At 64.2% G+C, this 19,857-nt stretch carries 14 protein-coding genes; 6 read left to right on the top strand and 8 right to left on the bottom strand.

Translation table 11 applies throughout. The features are described from left to right. The first annotated feature begins 99 nt into the window (after positions 1-99). Positions 100-1,578 carry a branched-chain amino acid transport system II carrier protein gene (gene brnQ, locus OU02_RS03365; protein ID WP_080720483.1) on the top strand — a complete coding sequence of 493 codons (1,479 nt, stop codon included), beginning with the start codon at positions 100-102 and terminating at the stop codon, positions 1,576-1,578. A 21-nt stretch (positions 1,579-1,599) separates the two neighbouring features. Here brnQ and msrB read toward each other — a convergent pair whose 3' ends face one another. Next, positions 1,600-2,595, bottom strand: coding sequence for a peptide-methionine (R)-S-oxide reductase MsrB (gene msrB, locus OU02_RS03360; RefSeq protein ID WP_033488756.1), 996 nt, complete (start codon positions 2,593-2,595; stop codon positions 1,600-1,602). Between the two features lie 5 nt (positions 2,596-2,600). After that, positions 2,601-5,372: a heavy metal translocating P-type ATPase gene (locus OU02_RS03355; RefSeq protein WP_033488755.1), complete on the bottom strand. Its 2,772-nt coding sequence runs from the start codon at positions 5,370-5,372 to the stop codon at positions 2,601-2,603. 208 nt (positions 5,373-5,580) lie between these two features. Between OU02_RS03355 and OU02_RS03350 the strand changes: the two genes are divergently transcribed. Beyond that, the gene (locus OU02_RS03350) at positions 5,581-6,369 is read left to right on the top strand and encodes an SDR family NAD(P)-dependent oxidoreductase (RefSeq protein WP_033488754.1); all 789 of its coding nucleotides are present in this window, start codon (positions 5,581-5,583) and stop codon (positions 6,367-6,369) included. Positions 6,370-6,463: 94 nt separating this feature from the next. Here OU02_RS03350 and OU02_RS03345 read toward each other — a convergent pair whose 3' ends face one another. The 3 genes from OU02_RS03345 to OU02_RS03335 all read right to left on the bottom strand — a co-directional run bounded on the left by OU02_RS03345 (position 6,464) and on the right by OU02_RS03335 (position 11,179). Further along, positions 6,464-8,296, bottom strand: coding sequence for a DEAD/DEAH box helicase (locus tag OU02_RS03345; protein WP_033488753.1), 1,833 nt, complete (start codon positions 8,294-8,296; stop codon positions 6,464-6,466). Between the two features lie 194 nt (positions 8,297-8,490). Next, positions 8,491-9,840 (bottom strand): uracil-xanthine permease family protein, encoded by a 1,350-nt coding sequence (locus tag OU02_RS03340; RefSeq protein ID WP_080720515.1) that lies wholly within the window; start codon positions 9,838-9,840, stop codon positions 8,491-8,493. Positions 9,841-10,054: 214 nt separating this feature from the next. Further along, positions 10,055-11,179, bottom strand: coding sequence for a YeiH family protein (locus OU02_RS03335; protein WP_033488752.1), 1,125 nt, complete (start codon positions 11,177-11,179; stop codon positions 10,055-10,057). A gap of 264 nt (positions 11,180-11,443) precedes the next feature. On the opposite strand from OU02_RS03335, the gene OU02_RS03330 reads away from it, so the two are divergent. Continuing rightward, on the top strand, positions 11,444-11,707 hold the full coding sequence (locus OU02_RS03330) for a hypothetical protein (RefSeq protein ID WP_033488751.1): 264 nt from the start codon (positions 11,444-11,446) through the stop codon (positions 11,705-11,707). 128 nt (positions 11,708-11,835) lie between these two features. After that, entirely contained in the window at positions 11,836-12,912 is a 1,077-nt protein-coding gene (locus tag OU02_RS03325) for an alpha/beta hydrolase (protein ID WP_080720484.1), read from the top strand. A gap of 71 nt (positions 12,913-12,983) precedes the next feature. Here OU02_RS03325 and ychF read toward each other — a convergent pair whose 3' ends face one another. From ychF to OU02_RS03310, 3 genes are all read right to left on the bottom strand, one after another. Further along, the gene (gene ychF, locus OU02_RS03320) at positions 12,984-14,078 is read right to left on the bottom strand and encodes a redox-regulated ATPase YchF (protein ID WP_033488750.1); all 1,095 of its coding nucleotides are present in this window, start codon (positions 14,076-14,078) and stop codon (positions 12,984-12,986) included. Between the two features lie 90 nt (positions 14,079-14,168). Beyond that, a complete protein-coding gene (gene proC, locus OU02_RS03315; protein WP_033488749.1) occupies positions 14,169-14,975 on the bottom strand; it encodes a pyrroline-5-carboxylate reductase in 807 nt (268 codons plus the stop codon). An 89-nt stretch (positions 14,976-15,064) separates the two neighbouring features. Beyond that, on the bottom strand, positions 15,065-16,402 hold the full coding sequence (locus tag OU02_RS03310; protein ID WP_033488748.1) for an alpha/beta fold hydrolase: 1,338 nt from the start codon (positions 16,400-16,402) through the stop codon (positions 15,065-15,067). A gap of 110 nt (positions 16,403-16,512) precedes the next feature. Between OU02_RS03310 and OU02_RS03305 the strand changes: the two genes are divergently transcribed. Then, on the top strand, positions 16,513-19,116 hold the full coding sequence (locus OU02_RS03305; protein WP_052110235.1) for a sensor histidine kinase: 2,604 nt from the start codon (positions 16,513-16,515) through the stop codon (positions 19,114-19,116). Between the two features lie 41 nt (positions 19,117-19,157). Next, positions 19,158-19,856, top strand: coding sequence for a response regulator (locus OU02_RS03300; RefSeq protein ID WP_033488747.1), 699 nt, complete (start codon positions 19,158-19,160; stop codon positions 19,854-19,856). The last annotated feature ends 1 nt before the right edge of the window (position 19,857 follow it).

Raw genomic sequence — 19,857 nt, 5'->3', positions numbered from 1 at the left:
GCATTTGCCCTCACCGCGCAACCCCAGTGTGCCGGGTGCGGGGCGGCGGTACCCTAGTGCACAGCTTTACCCATACGACACATGAGGACACCACCGGCAATGGCATCGCTTACCCCATCTCAGCACACGCACACCGACGACCCCGCGCACGAAACACCCACCGCTGTGGCACAAGATCTTGCGCAGAGCCGCGAATCCGGATTGGCTCAGGCGCCGGAGTGTGAGCGCACCCAGCTGACCGGCAGACAGCGATTCGTCGTGGCCGTCACGTTCTTCTCGATGTTCTTCGGCGCCGGCAATCTCATCTTCCCGCCGCTCGTCGGCGCGTTGAGCGGCCACGCGGCGGTGCCCGCACTGGTCGGCTTCACCATCTCGGCGGTCGGCCTGCCAATCCTCGGGGTGATTGTGGTGGCCCGTGCCGGTGGGTTCGCGCATCTTTCGGCGCGCGTCTCCCGCCACTTCTCACTCATCCTCGGCGTGGCGATCATGCTCACGATCGGCCCGCTGTTCGCGATTCCACGCACGGCGTCGACCTCGTTCGAGATGGCGGTCGTGCCGTTTCTGCCCAGTGGCGCGCGCCCATGGGCGCAATTCGCCTATTCCGTGGTGTTCTTCGCCCTCGCGTTTGTGGTGGCCCAGCATCCTGACCGTTTGACCGCCGTGCTCGGCCGGATCATGGGGCCGATCCTGCTGGTCATGATCGCCGCGCTGTTCGTGGCGTGCCTTGTGGTGCCGCACGGTCCGTTCACCGCACCGACCGGCGTCTACAAGCACGACCAGCTCATTCAGGGATTCCTTGACGGCTACCAGACGATGGACCTGATCGCGGCATTGTATTTCGGCATCGTCATCTCGGCGAACATCAAGGAGCTGGGTGTGCGTGACGAATCACGCAACCGGGCGGAGACCGGCATCGGCGGCCTATGGACCGGCGCCATGCTCATCATCGTGTACGGCGTGTTGGGATTCGTGGGCGCCGTGTCCGAGACCTTCCGCGCCATCGACCCCACGACCGATACGGGCGCCACCGTGCTGACGAACCTCACGTCGCACGCATTCGGCCCGGTCGGTCTCGCCTTCATCGGCATCGTCTTCGTCATCGCATGCTTCAACGTGTGCACCGGCCTCATCTCCACCTGCAGCTCGTACTTCCACACCACGTTCCCCCGTATGGCCGGCCACCGTGTCAGCTACCGTGTATGGAGCCTCGTGTTCACGCTGATCAGCCTGGCCATCGCTAACATCGGCCTGAGCGCCATCATCGCGCTTTCGGTGCCGGTGCTGGAGTTCCTCTACCCCATCGCAATCGTGCTCGTGGCGCTGGCGCTGTTCGGCCGCGTCTTCACGCAACGCTTCCCACGCGCCTATCTGTGGACCGTTCTGGGCGCCGGCATCGCCAGTGGCGCCAACGCCATCCGCGGATTGGCCGCGGTGTTCGGCGCACATCTCGAATGGCTCGACCGCGCGTGCGCGCTGTTGCCCCTGCAGCAGGTGTCACTGGGATGGCTCGCGCCTGCTGCAGTGGGTCTGGTCATCGGCATCGCCATCAGCATCGCCGAACGCCGGCGCGCACGCTGACTCGGCCGGCACTGGCGTGGCTCAGGCCTCGGATTGGTCGCGAATCCGCGCGTCCAGGGCCTCCACCAGATCGCCATAGCCTTCACTGGCCATCCGGTCGCGTGGCACAAAACGCAGCGACGCCGAATTCATGCAGTACCGCAGACCGCCGCGCTCTCGCGGACCGTCCGAGAACACATGGCCTAGGTGGCTGTTGGAACCCGTCGCGCGCACTTCGAGACGCGGGTGCATCGGCAGACTGTAGTCTTCGACCTCACGCACCGACGCGCGGTCGATTGGCGCGCTGAACGCCGGCCATCCGCATCCGGAATCGAATTTGTCGGTCGAGAAGAACAACGGCTCGCCACTGACGCGGTCCACATAGATGCCCGGTTCGAACACACGGTCGTATTCGTTGCGGAACGGCGCCTCTGTGGCGGCGTGCTGCGTGACCTCATATTGTTCGGGGGTTAGGCACCAGATACGTTCGATGTAGCGTTGGCGCTCACGCATATGGTTGATCACATCCACCGGAATATGGCAATAACCACCCAGATTGACGAGTAGATAATCCTGATGCTCGGGCTCCGCAGGTGTGAAGTTGCGCAACTGCTCCACTTCCACAGCCGGTTCGTGGCCGGCACGTTGCGCGAGTTGCGCCAGCGCCTCCTCATACACCACACGTTGTTCGGCGGCGCGCTCACCGGCCGGATACAGGCCGGAACGGTACTGCGCACCGACGTCGTTGCCTTGGCGGTCGACGCTGAACGGGTCGATGATGTCCAGAAACAGCAGCGTCAACGTCCGCAGGCTCACGCGCTCCGGGTCATAGGCAACGCGCACCGTCTCCACGGCACCCGTTGCGCCGGAACACACCTGCCGGTATGTGGGATTGGGCGTGTTGGATTGCGCATACCCCACGGTCGTGTCGGTGACGCCGTCGACGTTCTGCATGGCACGTTCAAGCCCCCAGAAACAGCCGCCGGCCATATATGCCACATGTGCTTCGGCGGCCGGCTCCGCATCATGCGCGGCCATGGCGCTCACGCCTCGTCCGCGTACTTCGCGGGGTCCTGATCAAAGACCTCGGCGCAATGGGGGTTGCAGAAATAGATGGTTTTGCCGTGGAAGACGCGCGTGTCCGCCGCGTGCTCCGGATCGACGACCATGCCGCAGACCGGGTCAATCGCCTCATGTACATCGTTCATGGTGTGTCCTTTCGTTGTGCCGGCGGTATTGCCTGCCGCCGGCTTGGCGAGCGCCTGCTCGTCGATGGTGACGGGCGCAAGGCGCCCTGTGGTATGTCTAGGCTTAGCACAGGTCGGGTCGAAGGCATGCAGCCGGTTAGCGTTGAGCACAACCGAGAGCGATGAGAACGCCATGGCCGCACCCGCGATCATCGGACTGAGCAGGATGTGCCACGCGGGATACAGCACACCGGCGGCCACGGGGATGCCGAGTCCGTTGTAGCCCAGCGCGAAGCCGAGGTTTTCCCGGATGTTGCGCATGGTGGCGCGTGAGAGGTCCCATGCGGTCACCACCGCCATCGGCGAACCGTGCATGAGGGTGATGTCGGCGGACTCCATGGCCACATCGGTGCCGGTGCCCATCGCCATGCCCACATCCGCGCGCACAAGGGCAGGAGCGTCGTTGATGCCGTCGCCCACCATGGCCACCACATGCCCTTGGTCCTGCACCATGCGAATCACCTGCTCCTTGGCTTGTGGAGCCACATTGGCCACCACAGTGCTCATGCCGACCTGATGCGCGATGGCATGGGCGGTTGTGGCGTTGTCACCGGTGAGCATGACCGTCTGCACGCCGCGCGCGTGCAGCGCCGCGATGGCTTCGTGTGCGTCCGGTTTGACGGTGTCGGCCACGGCGAGCACCGCCACAAGGGAGCCATCGATGGCGGCCAGTACCGGCGTGGCGCCTGCGGCGGCGAACCGTTCCATAATCCCGTGTGCGTCGTCCATCTGCTGCGCGGGTATGGCGCCGTCCAGCAACGCGGCGTTGCCCACACGCACGGCGTGGCCCCGCACAGTGGCCAGCACGCCCTGACCGGGCGCACTGGTGAATGCGCTGGCGTCGGGCAAGTCAAGGCTCCGGGCGCGGGCGGCCTCCACGACGGCTTGGGCGAGGGGGTGTTCCGAGCGTGCCTCCGCCGCCGCAATGAGCGCGAATGCGCCGTCATCGAGCGGTGTGTCTGTACCGTCCGCGCCATCTGCGCCGCAGTATGCCACTGCATGCGTGAGTGAAGGATGCCCTGCGGTGATGGTGCCGGTCTTGTCGAATACCACCACATCCACGGCGGCGGTGCGTTCCAACGCCTGGGCGTTGCGGTACAGCACGCCGTATTGCGCGCCCTTGCCGGTGGCGATTGTGATCGACAACGGCGTGGCCAGACCCAACGCGCATGGGCATGCGATCACCAGCACGCAGATCGCACAGATGATGCCGTAGGCGTGCTGCCCCATTGGGCCCCACAGCCGCCATGCCACAAAGGTCCACAGTGCGATCAGCACCACGGCTGGCACGAACACGGCGGCCACACGGTCCGCGATGCGTTGGATCGGCGCCTTCGACGTCTGCGCCGTCTTGACGAGCGTGATGATCTGCGCGAGCGTCGTGTCGGCGCCCACACGTGTGGCACGGTAGCGGATCGCACCGGTCGTGTTGACGGTCGCGCCAATGACCTCGCTCCCCGCACGCTTGGTGACCGGCATCGACTCGCCCGTGACCATCGATTCATCCACGGCGGTCGCGCCATCGGTCACCACACCATCCACGGGTATGCGCTCCCCAGGCCGGATCTCCACAATGTCACCAACGTGCACGTCGTCGGTCGGGACATCGACCACTGCACCGCCGCGCACCACATGCGCCGTGTCGGGGCGCAGCCCGATGAGCGCGCGGATCGCCGCGCCTGTGCCGGCACGCGCGCGCGTCTCCAGCAGCTGCCCCAGAATCATCAGCGTGATGATCACGCCGACGGCCTCGTAGTATGGCTCGCGCGCGCCCCGCGGCAACAGGCCCGGCCAGAACGTGACGACGAGTGAATAGGCGAATGCGGCGACCGTGCCGACCGAGACGAGCGAATTCATCTCGGGCGCCCGGTGTGCCAACGCCATCCAACCGGTGCGGTGCACCGGCCAGCCGCAATAGCACATGACCGGCAGCGCGAGCGCCAACTGCAGCCACGGACTGGTGACCCACGCGGGCAGCGTGCTGTGGAACCACGCGCCGACTGCGGGGATCATCGGCAGCATCGCCACCAGCAGCAACGGCACGGTACACGCCACGCCGACGATGAGCCTACGGGTGAGCTCATGTGCCTCATACGCGCGCTCGTTGTCCTCCGCCTGTTGCGCGGCGCGGATCTGCTCGGGTCCCTGCAGCACACCCGTTGCCTGCGACGGTGTCTGCATGCCCTGTGCTTCGTCACCGGAACCAGTGACGCGCAGTTCGCCGTGGAGCATGTTCATACCGCACGCGAACGGATAAGTGCCTGGAGCGAGCGCCGGCAGCATGAGCTGCGTGGTATCGAACGCGGGCAGCGCACGGTCGATGCCCAGGTCGGGGAACACGACGTGCGACGAGCATTCACCGCTTTCCTGCCGGTCGAAGTCGAGGCGGATGGGACTGCCCGCAGGCACCTGCACGACCGCCGGCTCATAACCGCCCTTCACTGTGATGTGCGCTGTCTGCACGCCATGGTCCTCCACCGACTGCGCGGCGCGGCGGGGCGCGAAGAAGAACCACACGAGCGCCGTACTGAGCAGCACCGCCACCACGACGATGATGACATTGATCACCGGACACCTCCTGTTGCACCGTGCACATCACGCGCACGTCTTGCATGCTTCTTCTTGGTACAGCAGCGCGGGCGCACCCTGTATTCCACGCCCGCGTGTTGCCTGTGCCACGCCTGGACGTCGCCGTGCAGCTGAAAACCGCCGGCGCACCGCATGCACTGGCTACGCTGGTGCATGGAACCAGCCGAACCATGAAGGAGGCACCACCATGACCACACTGATCACCGGGGCCAGCGGGGGCATCGGAGCACAACTCGCGCTCCTGTGCGCCCAACATGACGACGAATTGTTGATCACCGGCCGCAACGCCGACAAACTCGCGGTGGTGAAAGCCAATCTGGAACGCGACTACCACGGCAAGGTCACGGCAATCACGCTGGACCTCGCGCAGCCCGACGCAGCCGCCCGCCTGGAACAGTACACCGTGGAACGCCATATAACGACCGACACGCTCATCAACGACGCCGGGTTCGGGGACTGGAACACATTCCTCGACATGGACGACGACCACATGCGCGCGATGATGCAGGTGAACATGGTCACGCTCGCCGAATTGTGCCATCGCTTCGGGCGCAGGATGCGCACGCGCGGACATGGGCGCATCCTCAACATCGCGTCGGTCGCCGCGGCGTTGCCGGGCCCCTACATGGCCATGTATTACGCGACCAAGGCGTTTGTGCGCTCATTGAGTGTGGCGCTCGCCTACGAGCTGCGCGGCACCGGCGTCACCTGCACCGTGGTGTGCCCCGGTCCGGTCTCCACTGGATTCGAACGCGCCGCCAACATGCACGGCAGGAATTTCTTCACGATGGTCAAACCGTCCACACCGCAGGCGGTCGCGCGGTTCGCCTACGCCAAGATGCAGGCCGGCAGCGCACTCGCCTATTCGGGGGCGTTCGCCAAGCTGACCGCGCTCGGTGTGCGCGGTGTGCCCACGCGCCTTGCCGCACGATGCGCTGCGTATATGAACGGCGGCGATCCGCACACGTCACGGTAGACCAGCCGCACGGCGCGGTGACATCACAACAAGGCCGTACAGCCATGTGATCGTGTGGCTGTACGGCCATGTTGCGGTTCGCCGTGTCTTGGGATTACGAGCGTGAGCGCGTGCGGAACGGCGCCGAAGCCTTGTGCTTCGTGTGCCGCTTGCGGTTCGCGGCGGGGCGGCCCTTGCGGCTCGCGTCGCGTGCCTTGAGCCGGCGCTCATGGCGTTTCACGGCTTCGTCGCGCTCGTCGCGCACCAGACGCTGCTCCTTGCGCTGGATGCGCTTGGCGCCGTTCTCGTAATTGCGCTTGCCCTTGCCCTGCTTCTTGTGCTTCTTCGACGCCTTGCCAGCCGGTACGCCATCACGGCCCCGTTCGGCGTCATGATGCGCTGGGTGGTCGTCGCGCATACTGCGTACATCGCCGAGGAACCGCTGCGCGAACTCACGCTGCTCCTCGGTGAACTGCTGCCGCTGGCTGTCGCGGCGGTCCTGCGCACGTTCGGAACGCGAACGCTTGCCGCCCTTCGGGCTGCGTGAGCGCCGCGGTTCACGCTCCGCCCCACGGTCCTCGCCGCGGCGTCCACGGCGGCGATTGCGGGACTTGCCCGGCGCGCCTTGGCGCTCGGCGCGCTTGAGCGGAGGCAGCGTCCAGCCTTCGACAGGCTCTGCAGGCGTGCCTACAAGCTCGAGCACTTGCGGCGAATCAGGCTTGACCTCGAGCGGCTTGACGTCGATGCCCGCCTGATGCAGCAGTTTGCGCGCATAGCGGCGCTGGTCCGGCGTGATCACGGTGATCACGTCGCCGGCCTTGCCGGCCCGCGCCGTACGGCCGGAACGGTGCAGGAACGACTTAGGGTCGTCCGGCGGGTCGACCTGCACCACGAGTTCCACACCACTGACGTCGATGCCACGCGCGGCCACATCAGTGGCCACGAGCACGTTCACCGAACCCGATTCGAAGGCCTGCAGGTTGCGGTCACGCTGGTTCTGGTTGAGGTTGCCGTGGAGCTCGGCCGCCGGAATGCCCTGCTGGGTCAGTGATTTGGCGAGCTTCTGCGCTTGGAACTTCGTGCGCGTGAAGAGGATGCGGCGTCCGGACCCGGAGGCCAGCTTGCGCACGAGGGCGGGCTTGTCGTTGCGCGTGGTGAGGAACACATGGTGGGTCATCAGATCGACCGCGGATGTCACCTCGTCGACGCTGTGCACCTTGGGGTCGTTGAGGAACTCGTCCACGACCTCGTCGACGCCATGGTCGAGCGTCGCGGAGAACAGCATGTGCTGGGCGTCGGGGGAAATCTGCTTGAGGATGCGGCGGATCGGTGGCAGGAAGCCCATGTCCGCCATCTCATCGGCCTCGTCGAGCACCACGACGCGCACATCGTCCAAGGTCAGCGCGCCCTGTTCGATGAGGTCCTCCAAGCGGCCTGGGCAGGCCACCACAATGTCGGCGCCGGCCTTGAGGTCGTTGATCTGTCTGCTGTACCGCACGCCACCGTACACGGTCGTCGTCGTCATGCCATACACATGGGCGAGCGGCGCCACCACATCGTTGATCTGGTTCGCCAATTCGCGCGTGGGGGCCAGGATCAGACCACGCGGGTGCGGCGTCGCGTCGCTGTGGCGCAGAGCCTTGACGCGGTCGCGCTGCGCTTTGCGCACCGCCGAGCGGAAATCCTCCATCGAAACGCCGTCGTCGTACGTCACGTCGCCCAGACGGGTGACGAGCGGCAATGTGAAGGCGAGGGTCTTGCCCGAGCCGGTGCGGCCTCGGCCGAGCACATCACGGCCGGCAAGCGAATCCGGCAGGGTGTCCTGCTGAATGGGGAAGGCGGTTCGTTTGCCTTCGTCGGCCAGCGCATGCACAAGCGGGCCGGGCACGCCGAGTTCGGCGAACGTCATCTCAGGCTCGTCATAGTCGGCCTGTTCTTCGGAAGTCATCTGTAAATCGGGCACAATGGCCTTTCATAAAAATCGTTGAATAATTCGCGCGATATGCGCAAACTCGTCAACTATATCCGAAGGCCGCTACGAACCACACACCGCGCACAGCGGCGCCTCGGGGCGCATATACGGCGGCGCGCCGCGACATACGCGGATGTCGCGGCGCGCCCGTGAGAGGGAGGGCAGACCGGTCAGCGGTTCTGGTCGCCGTCTTCCTGGATGGGGTGCAATGGTTCGGACGGCTTGCCTTGGTCACGCACGACCGACGAGGTCTTGGGGATCGCGCCTGTCGCGCGCCCGATGGCCTTGAGGCCGTGGTACAGCACGAGCACGGCGATCGAGCCGATCGCGATGCCGTTGAACTGCACGTCGGAAAGCGCGAACTGGAAGTTGGCGATGCCGATGATCATGACGATGGCGGCGGTCATGATGTTGAGCGGCTTGCTGAAGTCGACCTTGTTGTCCACCCAGATCTGCACGCCGATCATGCCGATCATGCCGTAGAGCAGCGTCGTGACGCCGCCGAGCACACCGGCGGGAATCGAGTTGATGACCTCGCCGAACTTGGGGCACAGCGAGAGGATGAGCGCAAAAGCGGCGGCGCACCAATACGCGGCGGTCGAATAGACCTTGGTCGCGGCCATGACGCCGATGTTCTCGCCGTATGTGGTGGTGCCGGAGCCGCCGCCGAAGCCGGCGACGGTAGTGCCGAGGCCGTCGGCGATGAGCGCGGTGCCGATCTGGTTGTCGTAGTCATGGCCGGTCATGGCGGCCACGGACTTGACATGCCCCACGTTTTCAGCGATGAGCACGAGCACGACGGGCAGGAACATCGGCAGCACGGAGAAATCAACCTGCGGCAGGTGGAATTCAGGGAAGCCGATCCACGAGGCGTCGGAGATCGCGGCGAAGTCGACCTGTCCGCGGAAGCACGCGTACACGTAGCCGATCAGCACGCCGATGAGGATATTGAGGCGTCCCAGCAGGCCTTTGAACAGCACGGCCACGAGCACGACCGCCAACAGCGTGACGAGCGCGGTGTCTGGCGCCGTCTGGAAGTTGGTCCACACCGTGGGCGCCAGGTTGAAGCCAATGATCGCGACGATTGCGCCGTTGACCACAGGCGGCATGATGCGGTCGATCCATATGGCGCCTGCGTATTGCACGGCCACGCCTATCAAGGCCAGAAGCACACCGGTGCACAAGATGCCGAAACTTGCGACGGCGATGCCTTTGCCGGAGCTGTACACGGCCGTGATTGGCGCGATGAAGCCAAAGGAGGACCCGAGGTACGACGGCAGGATGTTCTTGTTGATCAACAGGAACAGGGCCGTAGAGAATGCCGTGAAGAACAGTGTGGTGGATGGGTCGAAATGGGTGAGGATCGGCACGAGGAATGTGGCGCCGAACATGGCTACCACATGCTGCGCGCCGATCTCAATCGTGCGCGGCCAGGTGAGGCGCTCGTTGGGCTCGACGACCTCCCCCGGTCCCAAGGTCTTGCCATTGCCGTGCAGTTTCCAATGGAACATGCCCGCCATCGAAAGGTTGGTCATAAGGTCTCCTTGACTGATCGATACCGACTTGCTCGGTATTGCTCGCGGCGCCACGTGGAGGCGGATGCATGCGCCCTACGTAAAAACGCCATCGTCATTGTAAAGCCCCCACGTCACGAACCGGGCAGGAGCGTCGTTACAAAGCCCGCGATGGCGCCGTCACGCCCGCGGACAACCGCTCAACGGCCACCCAATCCACTCACTTCGCGGGGAAGAACACGAGTGCGAGGCCGATGCACAGCGCCACGAGGATGACCGAGGCGATGAGCGAGGCGCCGAAAGGCTTGACGCCCTTCTTCAGCGCTTTGAAGTTGACGTTGATGCCCAGCGCGGCCATGGCCATGCCGAGGAGGACCTTCGCCACATCGTTGCCAAGCACGTTGACGAGCTCAGCCGTTGAGGGCCATGCCTTGAGCATGAGCGTGCCGATCGCGGCGGTCGCGATGAACCCGAGCATGAACCACGGGAACGCGATCTTGCGCTTACCGCCGTCGGCGGGGACCTCACCGTGCTTCTTGTCCCACCAGATCGCCACGATGATCGCGACGAAGACGAGCATCAGCACACGCGAAAGCTTCATGATGTTAGCCATGGTGGCCGCATCCACAACACCCTGCTGCGCGGCGAGCCGCTCGTTGGTGAGACCTTCGCCGGCGGCGACGGCGTGCGCGATCTCGTGCAGGGACCCGCCTGCGACGAAGCCTTCCTGAGCCTGCGTGAGCCCGAACAGCGGGAGCACGGCAATCTCGAGGAGCGCAAAGATTGTGCCCATGATTGCGACGATCGCGATGGCGGTGACCTCGTCGTTCTCCTTTTCCTCCTCACGCGTCGGTGAGACCTTGATCGAACCGGAGACGCCCATCACGGCGGCCGCGCCGCAGATGCCGGTGCCACACGCCACAAGGATGGCCATGAGCGGGTCGACCTTCATCAGCCGGCAGATGCCGTAGGTGATCAGCACGGTGACGAGCACGACGCCGGCTGCGAGCGGCAAGCACTTGGCGCCGGTGGTGAACAGCAGCTGCAGGTTCAGCTTGAAACCGAGCAGGATGATGCCCAGACGCAGGAACTTGTTGGCGATCAGGCCTGCGGCGTCCTTGACGCCCGCCTTGCGCTCGGCGTTGTCTTTCGTGTACCACGCGCGGATCGGGAACTGCACGATCATGCCGATGAGCAGCGCGATGATCAACGCGCCCAGAATCTTGAACCCGTTGAACTGCGCGAGCCACATGCCGATTCCGGTGGCGGCCAGGGTGACGATGACAATCAGCAGCATCTGCTTGGTGGCAATGCGTTTGCCCCATTTGATACAAAACTCTTTCACACGCCCTATTTAAATACGCCGCTTGCGACCCACGCAAAACACCGAGTACCACCCCAAGCCGCCAAAAGAATAGGAAAACATTGGATTCCCAGCATCTGACGGCATTCCCCGCTTTGCCGAAGAGCGAACAAATTTGGCACACTGTGCACTACATATACCTGATTGTTGCCTGTGAGGATTGGCAGACTACTCTCAGCGGACACACGCAACTCCCCCATAATGTCTGCGTATGATGAATATTAATACACAAGGAAAGGCATCACAATGACTGACAACACCGAAACCAATGAAGAATCCATCAACATGAACAATGGTCATGCCAATGGCGGCTCGACATGCGGCGCTTCCTCGGATGGCGACCTCGACTTCCAGGGTCAGGCCGATCACACCGAAGCAAGCGAACAGGCGGAAACCAAGGACCGCAAGTGTGGCTGCGGCAAGTCCGACCCCTCCAACGACTTCCCGAAGTCGCAGGAGCCCAGCGGCGACGGCACCGGCATCAAGGCCGGCGGCGAACAGGCTGAGTAAGCAGACCCGACGCGACACACCACACACCATGCGGTCGTGTTGCGGCAACGAATCACCCCCACCAGTGCGATACTGGTGGGGGTGATTCGTTGCCGCAACATGGCGCGCACATAGAGAAAGGCCCCACGATGTCATCCATCCCTTACCGTCTTGTCCGCTTCGACGACGAGCCGTTCGCGATCGACCCGGTCGAATTCGACCGCGGCATCGCCGAAATCGCCAGGTATTGGACCGAGATTGACGACGATCTGGCTGATACGGATCCAGACCGTGCCGCACGCATCCGCGAAGACCGCCTCCGCATCGCGAAATTCGACTATGCGCGCACGGCCTATTGGCATGACCCGGAAAGCATCGACGCGATCTGCGACATGCCATACCTGCCCGACGGCGGTTATGACGCCGAAGCCGGCGAATCGCGCGGCCATCTGCTCGACCTGTATCTGCCCCACAGCGCCATGGTGCGCGGTGGCGCCACATTGCCGGTGTTCATCGACATCCATGGCGGAGGCTTCACGTACGGCTACAAAGAGCTCAACCGCAATTTCAACATGCATCTGGCGGCTCTGGGATTCGCCGTGTTCTCGTTGAACTACCGACCCGCACCGCAGACCGACCTGCGCGGCCAGCTCGCGGACGTCCAGAACGCTTTGGCATGGATCCGCGACCATGCCGGCGATTGGCCCATCAGCCCGCACAACATCTTCCTGACCGGCGATTCGGCGGGCGGTGCACTCGCATGGTACACGCTGCTCATCGAGCGCAATCCCGACGCTGCCCAGGCGTTCGGCATCGCATCCCCATCGGGGCTCCCCATCGCCGGCGCCGCGCTCGTCAGCGGCGTGTTCGATCTGACGGAACGACCCGATGTGCCCAGCGCACGCACACAACTGGAACAGACCGTAGGCCGCGAATTCTTCGACGGCCTCGGCGGCGCGATGCCGCTCGCCCCATTCGCGGCTGCCACGCAGACGGCATTGCCGCCACTGTACCTGCTGACGAGCAGCGACGACTTCATCCAGGCGGAGACGCTCGGGCTCGCCACGGCCCTGGCATGCGCCGGGCGCGATTTCGAACTCCACGATGTCAAGGTGGCACCGACCGAGACGCTCGGCCACGTGTTCCCCGTATGCATGAGCTGGCTCGCCGAAAGCCAGCGCGCACTGCGGCAAATCCACGATTTCGCCTACCGCAACTGCCGGTGACGCGTCCCACATAACGAGGCGGGGTCTGTGGCGAAAATGTCTTTGCCACAGACCCCGCGTTATGCCTGCCCCTATTTGCTCACATTGAACTTGAACTCGGTGATGTCGCCGTCCTGCATCACGTAGTCCTTGCCCTCGAGGCGCAGCTTGCCCTCCTCCTTGATCTTGGCCATCGAACCGTCGGCCGCCACAAAATCGTCATAGGAGACGACCTCGGCCTTGATGAATCCCTTTTCAAAGTCGGTGTGGATGACGCCCGCGGCCTGCGGGGCGGTCCACCCCTTGTGGATCTGCCAGGCGCGCACTTCCTTCTCCCCCGCCGTCAGGAAGGTCTGCAGGCCGAGGATGTCGAATCCCACACGGGCGAGCTGATCCAGGCCGGATTCGCTCAGACCCGCGTCTTCGAGCATCTCGCGGGCATCGGCTTCGTCGAGCTCGGTGAGTTCGGCCTCGAACTGCGCGTTGAGAAAGACCGACGGGGCCGGAGCCACCGAATCGGAGAGCTTCTTCTTGAACGCCTCATTGGTCAGTTCGGCGTCGTCCACATTGAACACGTAGATGAACGGCTTGGCGGTGAGCAAATGCAAATCGGCGAGGTCGTCCTTATCGATTTCTCCCGCCTGCGCGGCCTGGTCGATAGTGCGGCCAGATTCGAGGATCGCCTTGGCTTTTTGCACCGCTTCCATGTAGGACGGCTCGATCTTCTTGCCGCGCAGGTCCTTTTCGAGTTTGGGCAGCGCGTTGTCGATCGTCTGCAGATCGGCGAGGATGAGCTCGGCGTTGATCGTGTCGATGTCGTCGGCCGGGTCCACGTGGCCGTTCACATGCACGATATCGTCGTCTTCGAATGCGCGCACGACTTCGCAGATCGCGTCCGCCTCGCGGATGTTGGCGAGGAACTTGTTGCCCAGGCCTTCGCCTTCGGAGGCGCCTTTGACGATGCCGGCGATGTCGACGAACGTGACGGTGGCGGGTACGATCTTCTCGGTGTGCACGAGTTCGGCGAGCACTGGAAGGCGCTTGTCGGGAAGCGGCACCACACCGGTGTTGGGCTCGATCGTGGCGAAGGGGTAGTTCTCCGCAAGCACGTTGTTGCGGGTCAATGCGTTGAACATGGTGGATTTGCCCACGTTGGGCAATCCGACAATTCCGATGGTAAGAGACATGCGACTCAGCTTAGCGCCGCCGCTCGTCAAGAGGGGCCGAACGCGCACGCACGCCCGGCCCCGCACAACGCCACACTGTCCGGGGTGCCGTCAGCCCTGTTCGATCGCGTCGACGGCCTTGATGACGGCGCCACGGAACGCGCTTTCCTCGAGCGAGGCCACGCCCTTGATCGTGGTGCCGCCGGGCGAGCACACGGCGTCCTTCATGGCGCCCGGATGTTCGCCTTCGCTCAGATAGAGCGCACCCACGCCTTCGATCATCTTTGCCGCCAGACGGTAGGCGGTGGCGCGCTGCAACCCGTATTTGACCCCTGCGTCACCCAAGGCCTCCATATACATCTCGGTGAAGGCGGGGGCGCATCCGGCGAGGCACATCGCGATGCCCATGTGCGCGGTGTCCACGCGCTCGATCAGCGCGATCGAACCGAAAAGCGCCTCGAAACGGTTGCGCTGTTCGTGAGTGAGCGTGTCGACGTCTTCGGTGACGAGCACACCCTTGCCCACCGCCATCGGCGTGTTGGGGATCGTGCACTGCACATGGATGAGCTCGCTCATCTCGCCGAGCATCCGCTGGAACTTCTCGAGCGTCCACCCCGCCGCGATTGACACGACGAACTTGTTGTCGTCCACCAGCGTCTGCACGACCGGCTTCATCACCGCTTCCATCTGGTACGGCTTGATCGCCACGATGATCACGTCGGCCGCCGCGGCGACCTCGATCGGATCGTGGACGGCGCGAGCGCCCATGGCCTTGGTGGTGGCGAGGAGCTTGTCGTAATGCGCCGCGCATGCCACGATCTGGTCGGCGCCGACGGTGCCCGATTCGATGAGGCCGCGTGCGATCGCCTGCCCCATATTGCCAAAGCCGATGAATCCGATGGTCGTTGAATCGGTCATGATATACGTCCTTTGCGTGCGGTTCTCCATGGGTGGGCGCGGAGTTGCGCCGCGCCACCACCCATGGTAAGGCACACCGCGTGAACTTGTCAGAACATGGCCTGCAAATCGCCGTTCGCACATGCCTCATCGAACAGACGCCGGAACACGGTGGCACCGTGCACGCCGTCATGCTCGAACTCGTTCGTGACCCACGCGCATGCATTGCCGATGCGGCTGAGTGTGTCGAGGCTCAACGAGGAATCCACATACATGTCGTCGAAATACACGGCGGCGCGCAGCGGCACCTCGTTGCGCGCGAGTTGGCCCTCGTCATAGATCACACCGAAGCGCGTGTCCTGCATCATCGTCTCGACGGCGCCACGGAAGGGCTTGAGCTGCTTCTCCTGCTCGAACATCCACGGGAACACAGCCTCACCGGTCAGCAGCAACGGGCGCGCGTTCGTGCTGAACCGCGGCATCGTGTCGCGCACGCGCTGGGCGGCCCAGTCAATCGGGCGCTCAAGCTCGCCGTTGGCGTAGATGAACTCCTGCAGCGGCCAGTACAACGGATGCGCCGCGGTGGCCGACTCCACGCCACGCAGGAACTCGTCGCTGATCGGCGAGCTCGCCGAGGCGCTGCCGTCGCCGGCGGCGAACGCCTCGTCGAGCAACCAGTGCACGCGCTCGAAGCTCGGCTTCATGCCGAACGACGAGCCGATCGTCTGCAGCCGCTCCACGGTGAGCGGATCGCCGTTCGGCAATGGCAGAGGATCGGCGGACAGGCGGTCCGCAAGCACGGCGAGGCGTGCGCGGTCCTGTGGGTAGCGCGCATAGAACTGTTCCGTCTTGCGTTCCATGCGCGGAAAGGTGTGTTCATAGACTTCGGTCGCGTCCGCGGGCACGTGCGGAATGCCGCCTGTCGTGAAACTGGCTGTAAGCGCGTCCGGGAACAGCGAAAGATATGTGAGGGTCAGAAAGCCACCGTAGCTCTGCCCAAGGCTCACCCACCGGCTGCCCGCGAACTGGGTGCGGCGCAGATGTTCGAAGTCGCGCACGATCGAGTCGGCGAGGAAGTGTTTGAGGTAGCGCGCCCCTTCGGCCGCGTCCATCGTGCCGATCATGTTCGAGTCGATGCGTGCGGAGCGTCCGGTGCCGCGCTGGTCGGGCAACACGACACGGAAATGCCTGATCGCCTCGGCGATCCAGCCATCCGACTGTGGGCCCAGGGGGCGGGGGCCCGCACCTCCCGGACCGCCCTGCAGAAAGATGAGCAACGGGAGCTCGGCATGGATCTTCTCCGGCGCGTCCACCACACGGTAGAACAGCGTGGTGCTGGGTCCGTCGAACCCCTGGCCGGGCACATGGCCGGCCCAATCCAACGGCACGTCGATTGCGTGTTCCTGCACATGCAACCCGGGCAGATAGTATTCGTCAAGCAATCCCATGAATCGGCTCCTGTTCGTTGCGCTGCGCGGCGGGCATGCACCGCACCGCCGCTGTCTGCTCATCCCACAGTACTATTGCATTGCGTCCGGTACGCGCTAGGGTGAGAACCATGACGAAGCATCCCGCGGCACCTACGCATGACATGCTCCGCATCAGCGCGCTCGTGCGGCGCATCCGGTGCTGGAGCGGCTGGAACAGGCAGTTCGCCGTGGATTGCCTTGTGGTGGCATTGCTGTGCGGCCTATGGTCGCTCACCGGATCCAGTTTCGTCGACGCGCAGTATTCATGGGTGCGCGTGCCGGATGACTGGCAGCCATTGTGGGACCAGTTGTGGGCCGTGGCGGTGACCTTGCCGTATGCGCTGCACCGGATACGCCCCACAATCGCGATTCGCTGGTTCCTCGTGACGGTTGTGGCCCAGCTCATCGTCGGCCCAGGCGTGTTCATGGCCGACTTCATGGCGGCGGTCATGTTGTATTCCGGACTGGTGTACGGCACGCGCGCGCAGGTGCGCAGGTACCTCGTGACCGCCGCGGTGTTCGACGTGCTCGTCTCGGCGGTGTCCGCCGTCCGGCAGTTCGTGGTGTCGTATGACTGGACGCGGTATGGTGCGCCCACGATGCACCAATTGCTGTGGGGTGATTACCAATGCCTGAACTACACCGAAGTGGACGGCGGCACGGTGTGTTCCGAGAGCATGGCGTATGGCGGCATCGTCAGCACCTCCCTCACCCTCGCCGTGCTCATCACCATCGTGCTCGTGTTCGCCATCGTGGCCGGCTTCTGGCAGCGTGCACGCCATCAGACGATCACACTGCTCCATGAGCGCAATGCGGCGATCCGCGCGCGCGAACAGGAGGAGCAGCTCATCACGGCGTCCGCCGAACGGGCGCGCATCGCACGTGACATGCACGACGTGGTGGCACACACGCTTTCGATCATCATCATCCAGTCGGACGGCGGCCGGTACGCAGCGGTGCACGACCCACAGCTCGCCCGTGGGACGATGCTCACGATCCGCCACGAGTCACAGCGCGCGCTCGACGACATGACGCAGCTGCTCGGCGTGTTCAACGACACCCCGACCGCCGATTACCACGACATCGACGCACTGATCAACCAAGCGCGTTCGGTGAACTCCGCCATGCAGCTGACGCGCACGGTCAGCGGCACGCCGCAACCCGATGAGCTCTCCCCAGCCGCAAGCGAGGCGCTGTACCACGTCGTGCAGGAGGCGCTCACGAACATCCGCAAATACGCCGGCCATGCCGTGCATGTGGAAGTCACCGAGCAGTGGAGCGACGACGCGCTCTCGATCACGATTGACGACGATGGCCGCGGCGCTTCGGCCTCGCTCGACGGACACACGCCCGGCTATGGGCTCATCGGCATGCGCGAGCGCATCGAGGCGGTCGGCGGCACCGTGGACAGCGGACCACGCCTATCAGGAGGGTTCGAGGTGAGCGCACAGGTGCCTTTGCGTGACGCGCCGACAGCCACACATGCGCGCGAGGAGATCCCATCGCGCTCCCTCACACAGACGCAGGCGTCCCCGCACGCGACGGAAGCGGCCATGCCGCTAGACGAGGAATCGCGAACGCCCAGTACCGCACCCAAGGCGCATGGCACATCCGGCCATGCGGTGCCGGTGCGCGGCCCTCTTGTCCACAGACTCGCCAATCTGTTCAGACATCTGAAAGGCGCCCCGATCGACAGTGTGCGTCAGGACGTCCACGCGAACTGGATCGTACGTCTATCCCATTGGTTCGAGAACCACTACGTGCTCACCGACACGTTCATCACATTCACGTTCATCGCGTTCTTCTGCACCATGGGCGCCGACATCACGTCCACCATGGGCGGCGATCCGCCCATACTCGGCTGGCTCGAGCGCATCATGACGGTGCTGCTGCTGGCCCCGCTCGCCTTGCGGCGGCGTTTCCCACAGACCGTGGCGGTGATATTCGCCGTCATCTGCTTCGCCCAGCTGCTGTTCCTTCCCTCGATGTACATGGCCAATCTCTCGGCCCCGCTCGTCGTCTATACGGCGGCGGTCCATGGCAGGCGCGGCAACTGGAAATGGCTCGTGCCGCTGTGCGCAATCGACAGTGTGGCCTTCGCATGCAAGGTGCTCGCGTTCAACCGGTGCCACTACACGCTTTTCGGTATGCTGGCCGGCGGCGCCCCCGCCGAACATTGCGTGGTATCGCTGAGACTGTCCGTGGAGCAGATTCTGGTGATGGGCTCATCCATCGCCTTCGTCTGCTGCATGATCGCCATGGTGTTCGGCATGTGGGTGCGTGTGAACGGTTCCAATCCGCAGGTGCTGCAGGCGCGCGCCGACGCGCTGCGCGCCGAGCAGGAGAAGGCGCGCATCGCCGCGGCGAACCGCGAGCGCGACCGCATCAGCGCTGCGATACAGGGCGAGGTCAGCGAGACACTGCACACGGTGATCGACCAGACATCACAGGAGCTCGACGAGATGGACGCGCAGATCGCCTCCGGTGAGACGCCGTCGCCCGAGTCGATCAATGCGGCTTTTGCCGCGATCGGCGCGCAGGGCCGCGCCGCGCTCGCGCGCATGCGGCAATTGCTCAGCGTGCTGCGCGAGACCGGGTTCAGCGACGACCATGCCGACGTAGACGCGCATATGACGATGCCGCTCGCGCCCGTCGACGCGATGGCGCGGCGACAGGACACCGCGGACTCCTAAGGGCCGCGCGCTCATGCACGCCGCCGGTTACAGTGGTGGGTATGAGTGACGATTCGAGAATTCGCATTGTGATCGCCGACGATCAGGAGCTTGTGCGCGCCGGCTTTACCATGGTGATCAACTCACAGCCCGATATGCAGGTTGTGGGACAGGCCTCGAACGGCGACGAGGCGATCCGGCTGGCGGAGCGACTCATGCCCGACATTGTGCTGATGGACGTGCGTATGCCGGGCATGGACGGCATCACCGCCACCGAGCACATCACGCGCATGGATAACGGCGGACGCCCGATCCGCGTGATCATCCTGACGACCTTCGACCTCGATGAATACGTGATGGCCGCCATCCACGCCGGAGCTTCCGGATTCCTACTCAAAGACACCGAACCGGAGACCTTGCTGCGTTCGATCCGCACCGTGTACCAAGGCAATGCGATCATCGCGCCGACGGCGACCAAGCGGCTCATCGAGAAGATGCTTGAACCCAACTTCCACATGACCCCGGCCGCTCCGGCACCATCGGCCGACTACACCGATCCGGAACTGGAGACGCTCACCGATCGCGAGCGCGAGGTGCTCGTGGAGATCGCCCACGGATTGTCCAATCAGGAGATCGCCGACAAGCTGTTCATCTCATTGCCCACCGTCAAAACGCACGTAGCGCACATCCTGCAGAAGATCAATGCGCGTGACCGCGTGCAGGCGGTCGTGTTCGCGTATGAGAATCATCTCGTGCAGTAGT

The organism is Bifidobacterium pseudolongum subsp. pseudolongum DSM 20099, assembly GCF_000771225.1.
In the GTDB taxonomy this organism is placed as follows: domain Bacteria; phylum Actinomycetota; class Actinomycetes; order Actinomycetales; family Bifidobacteriaceae; genus Bifidobacterium; species Bifidobacterium pseudolongum.
Note: the sequence above shows the minus strand (reverse complement) of the source record. Positions and strands in the feature narration are given on the sequence as shown.

What these genes read in the sequence shown, in the direction of transcription:
- brnQ (WP_080720483.1), top strand. Translation starts at nt 100, where the DNA reads ATGGCATCGCTTACCCCATCTCAGCACACGCACACCGACGACCCCGCG.
- msrB (WP_033488756.1), bottom strand. Translation starts at nt 2,595, where the DNA reads ATGGCCGCGCATGATGCGGAGCCGGCCGCCGAAGCACATGTGGCATAT.
- OU02_RS03350 (WP_033488754.1), top strand. Translation starts at nt 5,581, where the DNA reads ATGACCACACTGATCACCGGGGCCAGCGGGGGCATCGGAGCACAACTC.
- OU02_RS03345 (WP_033488753.1), bottom strand. Translation starts at nt 8,296, where the DNA reads ATGACTTCCGAAGAACAGGCCGACTATGACGAGCCTGAGATGACGTTC.
- OU02_RS03340 (WP_080720515.1), bottom strand. Translation starts at nt 9,840, where the DNA reads ATGGCGGGCATGTTCCATTGGAAACTGCACGGCAATGGCAAGACCTTG.
- OU02_RS03330 (WP_033488751.1), top strand. Translation starts at nt 11,444, where the DNA reads ATGACTGACAACACCGAAACCAATGAAGAATCCATCAACATGAACAAT.
- OU02_RS03325 (WP_080720484.1), top strand. Translation starts at nt 11,836, where the DNA reads ATGTCATCCATCCCTTACCGTCTTGTCCGCTTCGACGACGAGCCGTTC.
- ychF (WP_033488750.1), bottom strand. Translation starts at nt 14,078, where the DNA reads ATGTCTCTTACCATCGGAATTGTCGGATTGCCCAACGTGGGCAAATCC.
- proC (WP_033488749.1), bottom strand. Translation starts at nt 14,975, where the DNA reads ATGACCGATTCAACGACCATCGGATTCATCGGCTTTGGCAATATGGGG.
- OU02_RS03310 (WP_033488748.1), bottom strand. Translation starts at nt 16,402, where the DNA reads ATGGGATTGCTTGACGAATACTATCTGCCCGGGTTGCATGTGCAGGAA.
- OU02_RS03305 (WP_052110235.1), top strand. Translation starts at nt 16,513, where the DNA reads ATGACGAAGCATCCCGCGGCACCTACGCATGACATGCTCCGCATCAGC.
- OU02_RS03300 (WP_033488747.1), top strand. Translation starts at nt 19,158, where the DNA reads ATGAGTGACGATTCGAGAATTCGCATTGTGATCGCCGACGATCAGGAG.